This window comes from Silanimonas sp., from assembly GCF_027531545.1.
Lineage (GTDB): Bacteria > Pseudomonadota > Gammaproteobacteria > Xanthomonadales > Xanthomonadaceae > Silanimonas.
The window spans coordinates 1-16,219 of record NZ_JAPZSC010000026.1 but is presented as its reverse complement, the minus strand read 5'-3'; the positions used below and the strand labels follow the sequence as shown (position 1 = coordinate 16,219).

Here is a 16,219-nt window from a genome sequence, read left to right as displayed (position 1 = left end):
GTACGCCTTGAACTCACCACCGAAACGCTCGGCGCCAATCTTCGTCAGCGCCGCCGTCAGCGTCGTCTTGCCGTGGTCAACGTGACCGATCGTGCCCACGTTCACGTGAGGCTTGGTGCGCTCGAACTTGCCCTTTGCCATGACTGCTTACCTCTATGTCTGATTCTGTTGGATTCGGTTTGTCGGAGAGCCTGGATCAGGCCTTCTTGATGACCGCTTCGGCGATGTTGTTCGGAGCTTCGGCGTAGTGGTCGAACTCCATCGTGTAGGTCGCGCGGCCCTGCGACATGGAGCGCAGGGTGGTCGCGTAACCGAACATCTCGCCGAGCGGAACCATCGCGTTGATGACCTTGCCGGACGGCGTGTCATCGCTGCCCTGCAGGATGCCGCGACGACGACTGACGTCGCCCATCACGTCGCCGAGGTAATCCTCCGGCGTCACCACTTCGACCTTCATGATCGGCTCGAGCAGGGCCGGATTGGCCTTGCTGAAGCCTTCCTTGAAGGCCATCGAACCGGCGACCTTGAACGCCATTTCGTTGGAGTCGACGTCGTGGAACGAACCGTCGACGGCCTTGACCTTGACGTCGACGACCGGGAAGCCGGCGAGCACGCCGTTCTTCATGGCCTCTTCGATGCCCTTGCCGGCCGCGGTCACGTATTCCTTCGGAACTGTGCCGCCGACGATGGCGTTCTCGAACACGTAGCCGGCGCCGCGCTCCTGCGGCTCCATCTCGATGACGATGTGGCCATACTGGCCGCGACCGCCCGACTGACGAACGAACTTGCCTTCCTGCTTGATCGCCTTGCGGATGGCTTCGCGGTAGGCGACCTGCGGCTTGCCGACGTTCGCTTCGACGTTGAACTCGCGCTTCATGCGGTCAACGAGGATCTCGAGGTGCAGCTCGCCCATGCCCGAGATGATCGTCTGGCCCGACTCTTCGTCCGTGCGGACGCGGAACGAGGGATCTTCCTGGGCCAGACGGCCAAGGGCGATACCCATCTTTTCCTGGTCCGACTTGGTCTTCGGCTCGACCGCCATCGAGATGACGGGCTCCGGGAAGATCATGCGCTCGAGCGTGATCACGTTGTCCATCGAGCAAAGGGTGTCACCGGTGGTGACGTCCTTCAGGCCGACGGCCGCGGCGATGTCGCCGGCGAGCACTTCCTTGATCTCTTCGCGCTGGTTGGCGTGCATCTGCAGGATGCGGCCGATGCGCTCCTTCTTCGACTTGACCGGGTTGTACACCTGGTCGCCGCCGTTGAGGGTGCCCGAGTAGACGCGGAAGAACGTGAGCGAACCCACGAACGGGTCGGTCATGATCTTGAACGCCAGTGCCGAGAACGGCTCGCCGTCACCGGCGTTGCGGAAGGCTTCCTTCTCGTTCTCGTCGATGCCCTTGACCGGCGGACGATCCGACGGCGACGGCAGGTAGCGGATGACCGCGTCCAGCATCGCCTGCACGCCCTTGTTCTTGAACGCCGTACCGCAGAAGGCCGGGATGATTTCGCCGCGCAGCGTGCGCTCGCGAATGCCCGAGATGACCTCTTCTTCCGAGAGTTCACCTTCTTCAAGGTACTTGTTCATCAGGTCTTCGGACGCCTCGGCGGCGGCTTCGACCATGAACGCACGGGCCGTGGCGCACTCATCAGCCAGGTTCGCCGGGATATCGGCGTAGCTGAAGGTGTTGCCGTTCGTCGCCATGTCCCACACGATGGCCTTCATCTTCAGCAGATCGACGACGCCCTCGAAGTTCTCTTCGGCGCCGATCGCGACCTGCATCGGCACCGGGTAGGCGCCGAGGCGCGACTTCAGCTGGTCGATGACCTTCATGAAGTTGGCGCCGGTGCGGTCCATCTTGTTGACGAACGCGAGGCGCGGCACGTTGTACTTGTTGGCCTGGCGCCACACCGTCTCGGACTGCGGCTGCACGCCGCCGACGGCGCACAGCACGAACACCGCGCCATCGAGCACGCGCAGCGAACGCTCGACTTCGATGGTGAAGTCGACGTGGCCGGGGGTGTCGATGATGTTGAAGCGGTGCTGCTGGAACGACTTGTCCATGCCCGACCAGAAGCAGGTCGTGGCCGCGGACGTGATGGTGATGCCGCGCTCCTGCTCCTGCTCCATCCAGTCCATCGTCGCGGCACCATCGTGCACTTCGCCGATCTTGTGGTTGACGCCCGTGTAGAACAGGATGCGTTCGGTGGTCGTCGTCTTGCCGGCATCGATGTGGGCCATGATGCCGAAGTTGCGGTAACGGTCGATCGGTGTGGTACGTGCCACGTCAGTAACCCTTATGCCTTACCAGCGGTAATGCGAGAAGGCCTTGTTGGCCTCCGCCATGCGGTGCGTTTCTTCGCGCTTCTTGACGGCGCCACCGCGGTTTTCCGAAGCATCGAGCAGCTCGGCAGCGAGCTTGCGCGGCATCGAGTTCTCGCCGCGCTTGCGCGACGACTCGATCACCCAGCGCATCGCCAGCGCCATGCGGCGGGTCGAACGGACTTCGACCGGCACCTGGTACGTGGCGCCGCCGACGCGACGGGACTTCACTTCGACCATCGGCGCGACGTTGCTGAGGGCCTTCTCGACCAGCTGCAGCGGCTCGGCGTTCTTCTGGCCGATGACATCCATCGCGCCATAGACGATCTGCTCGGCGATCGACTTCTTGCCGCTCTTCATCACCATGTTGATGAAGCGGGCGACGAGTTCGCTGCCGTGCTTGGGGTCCGCGATGATTTCGCGGACGGGGGTCTGACCTTTACGGGACATGAGGCTTGCCTACCTTGAAATGTGGAGAGCGCGTTACTTCTTCGGGCGCTTGGCGCCGTACTTCGAACGGCTCTGGCGGCGCTTGGCGACGCCCGAGGCGTCGAGCGAACCGCGCACGGTGTGGTAGCGCACGCCCGGCAGGTCCTTGACGCGACCGCCGCGGATCAGCACCACCGAGTGCTCCTGCAGGTTGTGGCCTTCGCCACCGATGTACGAGATGACCTCGAAGCCGTTGGTGAGGCGGACCTTCGCGACCTTGCGGAGCGCGGAGTTCGGCTTCTTCGGCGTGGTGGTGTACACGCGGGTGCACACGCCACGACGCTGCGGGCAGTTGGCGAGGGCCGGCGAGGCGCTCTTGTACGTATTGGGCTGGCGCGGCTTGCGGACCAGCTGGTTGATCGTTGCCATCAGTAGGGTCGCTGCTTAGGGTTGGATCCAGACCGATCGGCCTAGGGCCGACGACGAAAAAAAACACCGGCAGACCGGGATCTCCGATCTGCCGACACGCAATCTTTGCCCGCGGCGGCCTCGTGAAGCCGATGCGGTCCCGGTGGGCGCCAGATGGCGCAGCCAGCGGACTTTCCTGCCCATCCTGGGCCGAACACGAGGCGCATCCTGCGACCTCATTTCGTGATCTGGGCGGATGAATCCGCCAATGAGCCGCCGACTATACAGGAGTCGGCGGCGGTTTGCCAAGGCAGGGCCGCTGCCCCGCCCTACCCCGCTCCGCCGTTCAGGCCGGAGCAGGCCCCGGCGCCGCGTGCGCGGCACCGGGGTGGGTGAATCACTCGTCGGAGCCGGCGTCGGCACTGGCCTCGGCCGCCGGCGAGAACGCGCGGAGCGCCTCGAGGTCGGCGTCGGTCAGCTCCGTCGAGGCGGTGCGGCGCTTCGCGTGGTACGCGAGGCCGGTACCGGCCGGGATCAGGCGACCGACGATGACGTTTTCCTTCAGGCCGCGCAGCGTGTCGCGGGTACCGCGAACCGCCGCCTCGGTGAGAACGCGGGTGGTCTCCTGGAACGAGGCCGCCGAGATGAAGCTCTCGGTGGCCAGCGAGGCCTTGGTGATACCCAGCAGCACCGGTTCGACGCGGGCCGGCAGTTCGTTGCGTGCCGAGACGCGGACGTTCTCGTCGGCGACGCGGAAGCGATCGACCTGCTCGCCAGCCATGAAGCGCGTGCCGCCGGCGTCGGTGATCTCGACCTTGCGCAGCATCTGGCGAAGGATCGTCTCGATGTGCTTGTCGTTGATCTTGACGCCCTGCAGGCGGTACACGTCCTGGATTTCCTTCACCAGGTACGCGGCCAGTTCCTCGACGCCCTTCAGGCGCAGGATGTCCTGCGGGTTCGGCTCGCCGGCGACGACCTCTTCACCCTTCTCGACGTGCTCGCCTTCGAACACGACGATCTGGCGGTACTTCGGGATGAGCTCTTCGTGCTCGTTGCCGTCGGCGTCCTTGATGATGAGACGCTGCTTGCCCTTGGTCTCCTTGCCGAAGCTGACGATGCCCGAGCGCTCCGCGAGGATGGCCGGATCCTTCGGCTTGCGGGCTTCGAACAGGTCGGCCACGCGCGGCAGACCACCGGTGATGTCGCGGGTCTTCGAGGCTTCCTGCGGAACCTTCGCGATTACGTCGCCAGCCCGAACCTCCACTGCACCGCCGTCGAGGGAGAGGAGATCAGTAGAAACGATAGCCTTGGGAGGCAGCGAGTACTGAGCCGGCACATCAGTGCCCTGAACCATCACATCCTTTCCGCCCTTATCGACGATACGAATCCACGGACGGACATTCTGAAGATCGCCCAGCTTGCGCTTACCAACGCGAACGCCCTGAAGATCCTTCAACTCGAAGTCGCGATCCTTATCACCACGAAGCGACTTAGTATCCAGAACGACAAGCGCCTGAACGCCGGTGAGCTCATCGGCACGACGCTCAAAGGTAACGCCTTCGAAGAAGTCGACTAGCTTGATCTGCCCGGCAGCTTCCGCAACGATCGGGTGATTGTGCGGATCCCACGAAGCGATTTCAGATCCAGCCTCAATCGTCGCGCCGTCCTTAAACTTAATGGTGGCACCGTAGGGGAGCTTGTGGCGCTCACGCTCACGGCCGAGCATATCAACGACTGCAATCTCGCCAGATCGAGAGACCGCAATAAGGTGCCCCTCGCGATTCTCTACAAACTTTAGTTTGTTGATCTTCAGAGAGCCCTTCGTCTTGCTGATGACCTTATCGACAGCGGCAGAACGCGACGCGGCACCACCGATGTGGAAGGTACGCATCGTCAGCTGCGTGCCCGGCTCACCGATCGACTGCGCGGCGATGACGCCGACCGCTTCGCCCTGGTTGACCAAGTGGCCACGGGCCAGGTCACGGCCGTAGCACATGGCGCAGATGCCGAAGCTGGCTTCGCAGTTGATCGAGGAGCGCACCTTGATGCTCTGCACGCCGGCGGCGTCGAGCTTGTCGACCCACTTCTCGTCGAGCAGGGTGTTGCGGGTGACGATCGGTTCCTCGTCGTTGCCCGGCAGGAACACGTCCTCGGCCACGACGCGGCCCAGCACGCGGTCGCGCAGGGCTTCGGTGACTTCGCTGCCTTCGACGATCGGGGTCAGCGTGAGGCCGCTCAGCGTGCCGCAGTCGACTTCCGTGACGACCACGTCCTGCGCCACGTCGACGAGACGACGGGTCAGGTAGCCGGAGTTCGCCGTCTTCAGCGCGGTATCCGCGAGGCCCTTGCGGGCGCCGTGGGTCGAGATGAAGTACTGGAGGACGTTCAGGCCTTCGCGGAAGTTCGCGGTGATCGGCGTTTCGATGATCGAACCGTCCGGCTTGGCCATCAGGCCGCGCATACCGGCCAGCTGGCGGATCTGGGCCTGCGAACCACGCGCACCCGAGTCGGCCATGATGTAGATCGAGTTCATCGACTTCTGGTCGACCATCTCGCCCTTGGCGTTCTTCACCTTGTCGGTGCCGATGGTGTCCATCATCGCCTTGGCGATCTGCTCGTTCGTGCGCGACCAGATGTCCACGACCTTGTTGTAGCGCTCGCCCGAGGTGACCAGGCCCGACTGGTACTGGTTCTGGATCTCCAGCACTTCGGTCTCGGCCTTGGCGAGGATCTCCTTCTTCTCGTTCGGGATGGTCATGTCGTCGATGCCGACCGACACGCCCGCGCGGGTGGCGTTCGAGAAGCCGGTGTACATCAGCTTGTCGGCGAACACGACGGTGTGCTTCAGGCCGAGCTGGCGGTAGCAGCCGTTGATCAGGCGGCTGATGGCCTTCTTGTTGAGCTCGGTGTTGACCATCGTGAAGGACAGGCCTTCCGGCAGGATCTCGGCCAGCAGGGCGCGGCCGACGGTCGTGTCGTACACGGTCGACTTACGGCTGGTCTCGCCCGACTCCGACTTCACCGTCTCGGCGACGCGCACCTTGACCTTGGCGTGCAGCTCGACGGTGCGGTTGTCGTAGGCGCGGCGGACTTCCGCCACGTTGGCGAACACCATGCCCTCGCCCTTCTTGTTCTCGAGGGCGCGGGTCATGTAGTACAGGCCGAGCACGACGTCCTGCGTCGGGACGATGATCGGCTCGCCGTTCGCCGGCGACAGGATGTTGTTGGTCGACATCATCAGCGCGCGCGCTTCCAGCTGGGCTTCCAGCGAGAGCGGCACGTGGACGGCCATCTGGTCACCGTCGAAGTCGGCGTTGAAGGCCGTACAGACGAGCGGATGAAGCTGGATCGCCTTGCCTTCGATCAGCACCGGCTCGAAGGCCTGGATGCCGAGGCGATGCAGGGTCGGGGCGCGGTTCAGCAGGACAGGGTGCTCGCGGATGACTTCCTCGAGGATGTCCCACACCACGGCCTCTTCGCGCTCGACGAGCTTCTTGGCGGCCTTGATGGTGGTGGCGAGGCCACGGCGCTGCAGCTTCGAGAAGATGAAGGGCTTGAACAGCTCGAGCGCCATCTTCTTCGGCAGGCCGCACTCGTGCAGGCGCAGGGTCGGGCCGACCACGATGACCGAACGGCCCGAGTAGTCGACGCGCTTGCCGAGCAGGTTCTGGCGGAAGCGGCCCTGCTTGCCCTTGATCATGTCGGCGAGCGACTTGAGCGGGCGCTTGTTGGTGCCGGTGATGGCACGGCCGCGACGGCCGTTGTCCATCAGCGCATCGACCGACTCCTGCAGCATGCGCTTCTCGTTGCGCACGATGATGTCCGGCGCATTGAGCTCGAGCAGGCGCTTGAGGCGGTTGTTGCGGTTGATGACGCGGCGGTAGAGATCATTGAGGTCCGACGTCGCGAAGCGGCCACCGTCCAGCGGGACCAGCGGGCGCAGGTCCGGCGGAAGCACCGGCAGCACGGTCATGACCATCCACTCCGGGCGGTTGCCCGAGTCGAGGAAGGCCTCGACCAGCTTGATGCGCTTGGTGAGGCGCTTCAGCTTGGTCTCGGAGTTGGTGCTGGCGATCTCTTCCTTGAGGCGCAGCAGCTCGGCCTGCAGGTCGATGGTGCGCAGCAGCTCGTGGATGGCCTCGGCGCCCATGTAGGCCTCGAAGTCATCGCCGTGCTCCTGGCGCGCCTGCATCAGCTGCTCTTCGTTCATCAGCGAGCCGCGCTCGAGCGGGGTCAGGCCCGGCTCGGTCACGACGAAGGCTTCGAAGTACAGGATGCGTTCGATGTCGCGCAGCGTCATGTCCAGCATGAGGCCGATGCGCGAGGGCAGCGACTTCAGGAACCAGATGTGGGCGACCGGCGAGGCGAGCTCGATGTGGCCCATTCGCTCGCGGCGCACCTTGGCCAGCGTCACTTCCGTGCCGCACTTCTCGCAGACCACGCCGCGGTGCTTCATGCGCTTGTACTTGCCGCACAGGCACTCGTAGTCCTTGATCGGACCGAAGATGGCGGCGCAGAACAGGCCGTCACGCTCCGGCTTGAACGTACGGTAGTTGATGGTCTCCGGCTTCTTCACTTCGCCGTAGGACCACGAGCGGATCAGGTCCGGGGACGCCAGGCCAATTTTGATGGAATCAAAATCGGCGACCGGGCGCTGCTGGTTGAACAGATTGAGTAGATCTTTCATGGCTTGATTCTCCAGTCAGTCGCGCGCGATCACTGCTCGTCCAGCTCGATATTGATACCGAGCGAACGGATTTCCTTCACCAGCACGTTGAACGACTCCGGCATGCCGGCGACCATCTCGTGGTCGCCGTCGACGACGTTCTTGTACATCTGGTTTCGGCCCTGCACGTCGTCGGACTTGACGGTCAGCATTTCCTGCAGCGTGTACGCCGCGCCGTAGGCTTCGAGCGCCCACACTTCCATCTCGCCGAAGCGCTGGCCACCGAACTGCGCCTTGCCGCCCAGCGGCTGCTGGGTCACGAGCGAGTACGGGCCGGTCGAACGCGCGTGCATCTTGTCGTCGACGAGGTGGTTCAGCTTCAGCATGTGCATGTAGCCGACCGTGACCTTGCGGTCGAAGGACTCGCCGGTGCGGCCGTCAAACAGCGTGACCTGGGTCTTGCTGTCGCTCATGTTGAGCAGCTGGGTGTGCGCGTCGTCGCTCGGGTAGGCGAGCTCGAGCATGTGCTTGATCTCGGCCTCGGCCGCGCCGTCGAACACCGGGGTGGCCATCGGCACGCCGTCGGTGAGGTTCTTGGCGAGGTTGAGGAGCTCCGAGTCGTTGAACTGCTTCAGGTCGACGCGGGTGCTGCCCGAGATCTTCTTGTCGTGGTTGTAGATCTTGTCGAGGAACTCGCGGAGGTCGGCGATCTTGGCCTGCGCCTCGAGCATCTTCTGGATGCGCTCGCCGAGGCCCTTGGCGGCGAAGCCGAGGTGGGTCTCGAGGATCTGGCCGATGTTCATTCGGCTCGGCACGCCCAGCGGGTTCAGCACGATGTCGACGGTGCGGCCGTCGGCCATGTGCGGCATGTCCTCGACCGGGACGATCGTCGACACGACACCCTTGTTGCCGTGGCGGCCGGCCATCTTGTCGCCCGGCTGGATGCGGCGCTTCACGGCCAGGTAGACCTTGACCATCTTGAGCACGCCCGGGGCGAGGTCGTCGCCCTGCGTGATCTTGCCGCGCTTGTCCTGGAAGCGCTTCTCGAACTCGGCCTTGTGGGCTTCGATCTGCTTCTGCGCGTTCTCGATCGCCTCGGCCGCGTCGTCATCCTTCATGCGAAGGGTGAACCAGTCGTCCTTCTTCAGGCTGTCGAGGTACTCGGCGGTGACGTCGGCCTTCTTCAGGCCATTCGGGCCGCCATTGGCCGTGCGGCCGATGAGCTGGCCGCGCAGGCGGGCGAAGATCGCGCTCTCGAGGATGCGGAACTGGTCGTCGAAGTCCTTCTTGACGCGCTTGATCTCGGAATCCTCGATCTGCTTGGCGCGCTTGTCCTTCTCGATGCCGTCGCGCGTGAAGACCTGCACGTCGATGACGGTGCCGTCCATGCCCGGGGGCACGCGCAGCGAGCTGTCCTTCACGTCCGAGGCCTTCTCGCCGAAGATCGCGCGGAGCAGCTTCTCTTCCGGCGTCAGCTGGCTCTCGCCCTTCGGCGTGACCTTGCCGACCATGATGTCGCCGGCACGCACTTCGGCACCGATGTACACCACGCCCGACTCGTCGAGGCGCGAGAGCGCCTGCTCGGAGACGTTCGGGATGTCGGCGGTGATTTCCTCCGGACCCAGCTTGGTGTCGCGGGCGACGCAGGTCAGCTCTTCGATGTGGATCGTGGTGTAACGATCCTGCTCGACCACGCGCTCCGAGAGGAGGATGGAGTCTTCGAAGTTGTAGCCGTTCCACGGCATGAACGCGACCAGCATGTTCTGGCCGAGCGCGAGCTCGCCGATGTCGGTCGACGGGCCGTCGGCGAGGACGTCGCCGCGAGCCACGCGATCACCCACGTTCACCAGCGGACGCTGGTTGATGCAGGTGTTCTGGTTGGAACGCTGGTACTTGATGAGCGTGTAGATGTCGACGCCGGCGTCGTTGGCGCCGACTTCGTCTTCGTTCGCGCGCACGACGATGCGGCCGGCGTCGATCTGGTCGACGACGCCGCCACGGCGGGCGTTCACGGTGACGCCCGAGTCACGCGCCACGGCGCGCTCGATGCCGGTACCCACCAGCGGCTTCTGCGAACGCAGCGTCGGCACGGCCTGGCGCTGCATGTTCGCGCCCATCAGCGCGCGGTTGGCGTCGTCGTGCTCGAGGAAGGGCACGAGGGCGGCGGCGACGGACACCGACTGCATGGGCGAGACGTCCATGTAGTGGATTTCCGCCGGCGGCTTCAGCAGCGCTTCGCCCTGCTGGCGGCAGGTCACGAACTCGGCGGTGAAGGCGTTCTTGTCGTCCAGCTCGGCGTTGGCCTGGGCGATGGTGTACTCGTTCTCTTCGATCGCCGACAGGAACTCGACGTCGTCGGTCACCTTGCCGTTGACGACCTTGCGGTACGGCGTCTCGAGGAAGCCGTAGCGGTTGGTGCGCGCGTAGACGGCGAGCGAGTTGATCAGGCCGATGTTCGGGCCTTCCGGCGTCTCGATGGTGCAGACGCGGCCGTAGTGGGTCGGGTGCACGTCGCGCACTTCGAAGCCGGCGCGCTCGCGGGTCAGGCCGCCCGGGCCGAGGGCCGAGACGCGACGCTTGTGCGTGACTTCCGACAGCGGGTTGTTCTGGTCCATGAACTGCGACAGCTGCGAGGAGCCGAAGAACTCCTTGATCGCGGCGGCCACCGGCTTGGCGTTGATCAGCTCCTGCGGGGTCAGGCCTTCCGACTCGGCCAGCGACAGGCGCTCCTTGACGGCGCGCTCGACGCGGACGAGGCCGACGCGGAACACGTTCTCGGCCATTTCGCCGACCGAACGCACGCGGCGGTTGCCCAGGTGGTCGATGTCATCGACCACGCCGCGGCCGTTGCGGATCTCGCACAGGGTACGGATGACGTCGAGGATGTCCGAGGTCTGGCCGTTCGTGGCGATCAGGCGCTTGGCCTCTTCACCGTTCTGCGCCGAGAAGTACTTGCTGTCGAACAGCACCGACTCGCCCGTCACTTCCTTGCGGCCGACGCGACGGTTGAACTTCATGCGGCCAACGCCCGAGAGGTCGTAGCGCTCGAAGGTGAAGAACAGGTTGTGGAACAGGTTCTGCGCGGCGTCCTTGGTGGGCGGCTCGCCCGGACGCATCATGCGGTAGATCTCGACCAGCGCTTCCAGCTGGGTGCGCGTGCTGTCGCTGCGCAGCGTGTTGGAGATGTACGGACCGCGGTCGAGGTCGTTGACCCACAGCGTGCCGAACGAGGCCACGCCGGCCTTGCGGAACTTGGCCAGCAGGGCGTCGTCGATCTCGTCGTTCGCGACCGACAGCAGCTCGCCGGTCTTCGGATCGGCGACGTCGTGCGCGAGGATGCGGCCGACCAGGTAGTCGTCCGGTACTTCCAGCGTGCCGATCTTGGCCTGCTCGAGCTGGCGGACGTGGCGCGCGGTGATGCGCTTGCCGGCCTCGACGAGCACGTTGCCGTTGGCGACGAGGTCGAAGTTCAGCGTCTCGCCCTTCAGGCGCTCGGCGACCAGCGACAGCTCGGCGCCGTCCTTCGGCAGCAGCGCGAAGGTGTTGATCTCGAAGAACTGCTGCAGCATTTCCTCGTTGCTGTAGCCCAGCGCGCGCAGCAGGACGGTCACCGGCAGCTTGCGGCGACGGTCGATGCGGGCGTAGACCATGTCCTTCGGGTCGAACTCGAAGTCGAGCCACGAACCACGGTACGGGATGATGCGGGCGCTGTAGAGCAGCTTGCCCGAGCTGTGCGTCTTGCCGCGGTCGTGGTCGAAGAACACGCCCGGCGAACGGTGCAGCTGCGAGACGATGACGCGCTCGGTCCCGTTGACGATGAAGGTGCCGTTCTCGGTCATCAGGGGCATCTCGCCCATGTAGACCTCCTGCTCCTTCACGTACTTCACGGCCTTGGTCGACGACTCGCGGTCGTAGATCACCAGGCGGACGGTCACGCGCAGCGGCGCGCCGTAGGTGAGGCCACGGTTGTGGCACTCGCGGACGTCGAACGGCGGCTCGCCGAGACGGTAGCTGACGTACTCGAGGGCGGCATTGCCCGAGTAGCTCGAGATCGGGAAGACCGACTTGAGGGCGGCGTGCAGGCCCTGCTCGGCGCGCTTGCCGGCGGGGGCGCCCTCCTGCAGGAACTCACGGTAGGAATCCATCTGGATGGCAAGCAGGTAGGGCACGTCGAGGACGGCGCGGCGCTTGCCGAAATCCTTGCGGATGCGCTTCTTTTCGGTGAACGAGTACGTCATGGGGACCTTCAGGCTCGGTGAGCTGTGGGGGTCAAGTGGCCAGTGGGAAGCCGCTGGTATTGCCGGCACCAGCACGCCTTCTGCTGCTGCTTCTCACTGTCCACTCGGTGCATGGAGCGGTTGTCGCGGTGGATTCAGGCCGCCAAGGCGAAGGAACGCCCTCAAACGGCCAAAGGCCGGGGGCTCTCGCCCCCAGCCTTGGTGGTGTCGCCGGCGATGACGCGGCGACCCAAGTGACGCTTACTTGAGTTCGACGGTGGCGCCGGCGGCCTCGAGGTCCTTCTTGAACTTCGCGGCGTCGTCCTTCGAGACGGCTTCCTTGACGTTCTGCGGGGCGCCCTCGACGAGGTCCTTCGCTTCCTTCAGGCCCAGGCCGGTGATGGCGCGGACGGCCTTGATGACTTCGACCTTCTTCTCGCCGGCGGCCTTCAGGACGACGGTGAACTCGGTCTGCTCTTCGACGACGGCGGCGACGGCGGGGCCGGCAGCCATCACGACCGGGGCGGCGGCGGAGACGCCGAACTTCTCTTCCATCGCCTTGACGAGGTCCATGATTTCCATCAGGGACTTGGTGGCGATCGCTTCGATGATCTGATCGTTGGACAGGGACATGTTGTTTACCTCTGGAAAGTTGCTAATGCAGTCGGGGTCGCGGGGCGGTCAGGCCGTGGCTTCCTGCTTCTCGGCAATCGCCTTGAACGCGCGGGCCACACGGGTGGCCGGCTCGACGAGCGTGCTGAGGAACATGGACAGGGCCTGGTCGCGGGTCGGCAGCGAGGCGAGGACTTCGAGGTGGGCGGCCGGATAGGCCTTGCCACCGATCGAGACGACCTTCGCCTTCAGCTTGTCGTTGCCCTTGGCGAACTCCTTGATCAGGCGACCGGCAGAGCCGGGCTCCTCGGTCGAGAACGCGTAAAGCAGCGGGCCGGTGAGCTGGTCCTGGGTGCACTCGAACTCGGTGCCCGCGACAGCGCGCGAAGCCAACGTGTTCTTGACGACCTTCAGGTAGACACCGGTCTCGCGAGCCTTCTTGCGCATCGCCGTCATCTGGGAGACGGTGACGCCTGCGTACTCGGCAGCGACCAGGGAGTGGGCCGTGGCAGCAACCGCCGCGACTTCCGCGACGACTTCATGCTTCTGGGACAGATTGAGAGCCATTGCACTCCTCCTAACTTCAATCCACCTCCTGCTCCAGCAGGGGGTGGCACCTTGGGCGGCGGCTTCCGTGCACGCCGGGACGCTTGGGCGTCCGTGGTGGCCTCTCCAGAGAATCCTGAAGAAGGTGCACCATCTGCGCAGGACAGGCCTTTCGGCCGGATTAAGCGGGCCCGCTTGGGTCGACGGCGATTCCGTGCCTTTCGTGCATCCCTGCCCGACGTCGATCCGCGCTGACCGCACCTGCGGTCTTAGATGGCCCCCGCGGGATGCGGGCGCCTTCTAAATTGCGCCGCCGCGAACCCGAGGGCCGCGGCGGACTTGAATGGGTTACTTCGCGAGCGACAGGCTGGCCTGGTCGATCGCAACGCCGACGCCCATCGTCGAGCTCAGCGAGATCTTCTGCAGGTACTGGCCCTTGGCCGTCGCCGGCTTGGCCTTGACCAGGTCGGCGAGCAGCGCGTGCAGGTTCTGCGACAGCGCTTCGGCCGAGAAGCTGGCCTTGCCAATGGTGCAGTGGATGATGCCGGCCTTGTCGGTGCGGTAACGGACCTGGCCCGACTTGGCGTTCTTCACGGCTTCAGCCGGATTGGCCGAGACCGTGCCGACCTTCGGGTTCGGCATCAGGCCGCGCGGGCCGAGGACCTGGCCCAGCTTGCCGACGACGCGCATGGCGTCCGGCGTGGCGATGACGACGCCGTAGTTCAGGTCGCCAGCCAGCATCTTGTCGGCGAGGTCGTCCATGCCCACGGCTTCCGCGCCGGCGGCCAGGGCTTCGTCAGCCTTGGCGCCCGGGGGGCAGAACACGGCGACGCGAACGGTCTTGCCGGTGCCGGCGGGCAGCACGGTCGAGCCGCGCACCTGCTGGTCCGACTTCTTGGCATCGACGCCGAGACGCACGGCGACGTCCACCGACTCGACGAACTTCGTCTTGGTGTTCTTGGTGATGATGTCCAGCGCGTCGTTCAGCGCGTAGGTCTTGCCCGGGACGACGAGGGCCGACAGGGCCTTGTAACGCTTCGAAATCTTTGCCATGGCTTAACCCTCCACCACCAGACCCATGGAACGGGCCGAGCCCGCAATCGTGCGCACCGCGGCGTCGAGGGAAGCGGCCGTCAGGTCGGCTTCCTTCTGCTTCACGATGGCTTCCAGCTGGGCGCGGGTGACCTTGCCCACCTTCTCGGTGTTCGGACGCTTCGAACCCGAAGCGATGCCGACGGCCTTCTTCAGCAGCACCGAAGCCGGCGTGCTCTTGGTGATGAAGGTGAAGGTACGGTCCGAGTAGGCCGTGATGATGACCGGCGTCGGCAGACCCGGTTCGAGCTTGGAGGTCGCGGCGTTGAACGCCTTGCAGAACTCCATGATGTTCAGGCCGCGCTGACCCAGCGCAGGACCGACCGGCGGCGAGGGGTTGGCCTGACCGGCCTTCACCTGCAGCTTGATGTAACCAACAACCTTCTTTGCCATGACTGCTCTCCGGGTGCATGCGGCTGCGCGATGCAGCCTCCCCATCGTTTCCAGGGAATGACGTGCCCTGGCTTCACGCGACCCCGAAGGGAAGCCCGCAAGCTTACACTAGGAGGACGGAACCTTCCTGAACGACGACACGGCGGGCCTCCGGCCATGCCGGAAACCCTGCCGCGACGTGGGGCCGAAGCCCTGGCGAACCCGGACCAAGGGCCCGGGGCTTGGCTCAGGCCTTCTCGACCTGGCCGAATTCGAGCTCGACCGGGGTCGAGCGGCCGAAGATCATCACCGCGACGCGCAGGCGGCTGCGCTCGTAGTTGACCTCTTCGACAGTGCCGTTGAAGTCGTTGAACGGGCCATCCACGACGCGGACCATCTCGCCCGGCGCGAACAGCACCTTCGGCTTCGGCTTGTCGACGCCTTCCTGCACGCGGGCGAGGATGGCATCGGCTTCGCTGTCGCGGATCGGCAGCGGGCGCTCGGCCGTGCCACCGATGAAGCCCATGACCTTCGGGGTTTCCTTGATCAGGTGCCAGCTCTCGTTGTCGATGCGGGGGATGCCCGCCTCGTCGGTGGTCTCGATCTGCACCAGCACGTAGCCGGGGAAGAACTTCCGCTCCGACTTGCGCTTCTGCCCAGCGCGCATCTCGACGACCTCTTCGGTCGGGACGAGCACCTGGCCGAACCGGTCCTGCATCTCGAAGCGCGCGATGCGCGTCTCGAGGGCCTTGGCGACCTGGTTCTCGAACCCCGAATAGGCGTGGACCACATACCAGCGCTTGCTCATGCCACATCTCCCTGGCCGAGCAGCGCACGCACGCCCAGCGAAATCACCCAATCGAACCCTGCGAGGATCAGGCTGACGATGACCACCACGATGAGGATCACGATCGTGGTACGGATCGACTCATCGGTGCTGGGCCACACCACCTTGCGGAGCTCGAACAGCGACTCCTTGACGAACTCCTGTGCCTCGCGGCCCTTGGCCGTGAACGCGGCTACCGCACCCGAGGCCACGATCGCGAGGATCACGACCAGCACGCGGACCGGCGTCGGCCAGGACAGCAGGTACCAGCCGGCGATGCCGGCGGCGACAAGCAGGATCGCCGCCGCGTACTTGGCCAGATCCAGCGGGTTCACCGCGGAGCTCGTCGATTCGACCTTGGTGTTCATGCGCATCCCGGCCGCGCCCCGGGGGAACGACGACCTTGTTGGTGGCACGCCAGGAGGGACTCGAACCCCCAACCTGCGGTTTTGGAGACCGCTGCTCTGCCAATTGAGCTACTGGCGTACGTTGTTGAAACGATTGACCTCAAAACGGCAATGGCGGACCGTGGAGCGGCCCGCCATCCCGTGCGGATACAGCGCCGGGACGGCGCGGATCGCGCGAGTTTACTTGATGATCTTGGCCACGACGCCGGCGCCGACGGTGCGGCCGCCTTCGCGGATCGCGAAGCGCAGGCCTTCGTCCATCGCAACGGGGGCGATCAGCGTCACCACCATCTTGATGTTGTCGCCCGGCATCACCATCTC

12 protein-coding genes, 1 tRNA gene and 1 pseudogene are annotated in these 16,219 nt (G+C 65.0%); all 14 read right to left on the bottom strand.

The window, feature by feature from the left end:
* On the bottom strand, window positions 1-141 hold a 141-nt coding region (locus O9280_RS13985; RefSeq protein WP_284449322.1), incomplete at its 3' end, for a GTP-binding protein.
* A 55-nt stretch (window positions 142-196) separates the two neighbouring features.
* Window positions 197-2,287 (bottom strand): elongation factor G, encoded by a 2,091-nt coding sequence (gene fusA, locus O9280_RS13980; RefSeq protein WP_298344019.1) that lies wholly within the window; start codon window positions 2,285-2,287, stop codon window positions 197-199.
* Window positions 2,288-2,305: 18 nt separating this feature from the next.
* The gene (gene rpsG / locus O9280_RS13975; RefSeq protein ID WP_297867608.1) at window positions 2,306-2,773 is read right to left on the bottom strand and encodes a 30S ribosomal protein S7; all 468 of its coding nucleotides are present in this window, start codon (window positions 2,771-2,773) and stop codon (window positions 2,306-2,308) included.
* 33 nt (window positions 2,774-2,806) lie between these two features.
* On the bottom strand, window positions 2,807-3,181 hold the full coding sequence (gene rpsL / locus O9280_RS13970; RefSeq protein WP_294064272.1) for a 30S ribosomal protein S12: 375 nt from the start codon (window positions 3,179-3,181) through the stop codon (window positions 2,807-2,809).
* A gap of 376 nt (window positions 3,182-3,557) precedes the next feature.
* The gene (gene rpoC / locus O9280_RS13965) at window positions 3,558-7,847 is read right to left on the bottom strand and encodes a DNA-directed RNA polymerase subunit beta' (RefSeq protein WP_298344015.1); all 4,290 of its coding nucleotides are present in this window, start codon (window positions 7,845-7,847) and stop codon (window positions 3,558-3,560) included.
* A 29-nt stretch (window positions 7,848-7,876) separates the two neighbouring features.
* Window positions 7,877-12,064: a DNA-directed RNA polymerase subunit beta gene (rpoB, locus tag O9280_RS13960; protein WP_298344012.1), complete on the bottom strand. Its 4,188-nt coding sequence runs from the start codon at window positions 12,062-12,064 to the stop codon at window positions 7,877-7,879.
* 240 nt (window positions 12,065-12,304) lie between these two features.
* Complete coding sequence (rplL, locus tag O9280_RS13955; protein WP_297867605.1) at window positions 12,305-12,676, bottom strand: 50S ribosomal protein L7/L12; 372 nt, start codon at window positions 12,674-12,676, stop codon at window positions 12,305-12,307.
* A 48-nt stretch (window positions 12,677-12,724) separates the two neighbouring features.
* Entirely contained in the window at window positions 12,725-13,222 is a 498-nt protein-coding gene (rplJ, locus tag O9280_RS13950) for a 50S ribosomal protein L10 (RefSeq protein WP_297867604.1), read from the bottom strand.
* 327 nt (window positions 13,223-13,549) lie between these two features.
* On the bottom strand, window positions 13,550-14,254 hold the full coding sequence (rplA, locus tag O9280_RS13945) for a 50S ribosomal protein L1 (protein WP_297867603.1): 705 nt from the start codon (window positions 14,252-14,254) through the stop codon (window positions 13,550-13,552).
* Between the two features lie 3 nt (window positions 14,255-14,257).
* Window positions 14,258-14,686 carry a 50S ribosomal protein L11 gene (gene rplK / locus O9280_RS13940; RefSeq protein WP_297877465.1) on the bottom strand — a complete coding sequence of 143 codons (429 nt, stop codon included), beginning with the start codon at window positions 14,684-14,686 and terminating at the stop codon, window positions 14,258-14,260.
* Between the two features lie 226 nt (window positions 14,687-14,912).
* A complete protein-coding gene (gene nusG / locus O9280_RS13935) occupies window positions 14,913-15,473 on the bottom strand; it encodes a transcription termination/antitermination protein NusG (protein ID WP_297867601.1) in 561 nt (186 codons plus the stop codon).
* Window positions 15,470-15,859 carry a preprotein translocase subunit SecE gene (gene secE, locus O9280_RS13930; RefSeq protein ID WP_298344006.1) on the bottom strand — a complete coding sequence of 130 codons (390 nt, stop codon included), beginning with the start codon at window positions 15,857-15,859 and terminating at the stop codon, window positions 15,470-15,472. Before secE ends, nusG begins: the two co-directional genes overlap by 4 nt.
* A 42-nt stretch (window positions 15,860-15,901) precedes the next feature.
* Window positions 15,902-15,977 (bottom strand) — tRNA-Trp (locus O9280_RS13925).
* Between the two features lie 101 nt (window positions 15,978-16,078).
* Window positions 16,079-16,219: pseudogene (locus O9280_RS13920) on the bottom strand (elongation factor Tu); the annotation flags it as partial.

What these genes read in the sequence shown, in the direction of transcription:
- rplJ (WP_297867604.1), bottom strand. Translation starts at nt 13,222, where the DNA reads ATGGCTCTCAATCTGTCCCAGAAGCATGAAGTCGTCGCGGAAGTCGCG.
- nusG (WP_297867601.1), bottom strand. Translation starts at nt 15,473, where the DNA reads ATGAGCAAGCGCTGGTATGTGGTCCACGCCTATTCGGGGTTCGAGAAC.
- rplK (WP_297877465.1), bottom strand. Translation starts at nt 14,686, where the DNA reads ATGGCAAAGAAGGTTGTTGGTTACATCAAGCTGCAGGTGAAGGCCGGT.
- rpsL (WP_294064272.1), bottom strand. Translation starts at nt 3,181, where the DNA reads ATGGCAACGATCAACCAGCTGGTCCGCAAGCCGCGCCAGCCCAATACG.
- rpoC (WP_298344015.1), bottom strand. Translation starts at nt 7,847, where the DNA reads ATGAAAGATCTACTCAATCTGTTCAACCAGCAGCGCCCGGTCGCCGAT.
- rplA (WP_297867603.1), bottom strand. Translation starts at nt 14,254, where the DNA reads ATGGCAAAGATTTCGAAGCGTTACAAGGCCCTGTCGGCCCTCGTCGTC.
- secE (WP_298344006.1), bottom strand. Translation starts at nt 15,859, where the DNA reads ATGAACACCAAGGTCGAATCGACGAGCTCCGCGGTGAACCCGCTGGAT.
- rpsG (WP_297867608.1), bottom strand. Translation starts at nt 2,773, where the DNA reads ATGTCCCGTAAAGGTCAGACCCCCGTCCGCGAAATCATCGCGGACCCC.
- rpoB (WP_298344012.1), bottom strand. Translation starts at nt 12,064, where the DNA reads ATGACGTACTCGTTCACCGAAAAGAAGCGCATCCGCAAGGATTTCGGC.
- rplL (WP_297867605.1), bottom strand. Translation starts at nt 12,676, where the DNA reads ATGTCCCTGTCCAACGATCAGATCATCGAAGCGATCGCCACCAAGTCC.